At 68.1% G+C, this 232-nt stretch carries 1 protein-coding gene; it reads left to right on the forward strand.

Annotated features, from left to right (window positions below):
- On the forward strand, positions 1-232 hold a 232-nt coding region (locus IF00_RS42395), incomplete at both ends, for a hypothetical protein (protein ID WP_037640692.1).

A 232-nucleotide genomic window follows, 5' to 3' on the forward strand; every position in this document is an offset into this window, starting at 1 on the left:
CACCTCGTACAACGCCAACACCGGTGCGGTGCAGGACGTGGAGCACCCGGAGATGGCCGACCTGCCCTACGAGCTCGTCAGCAACGGCTACACCGCGGTGACGGGTCTGCTCGACACGGTCGGCACGGTCACGGACACGAGCAGCGCCACCCTCGTCTCGGACATGACCTACGACCACTACGGCCGTCCGATCCGCGCCGAGTACGGCGAGTTCGGCCGCCACGTGTGGACC

Source organism: Streptomyces flavochromogenes (assembly GCF_000717595.1).
GTDB classification, from domain to species: Bacteria; Actinomycetota; Actinomycetes; order Streptomycetales; family Streptomycetaceae; genus Streptomyces; species Streptomyces flavochromogenes.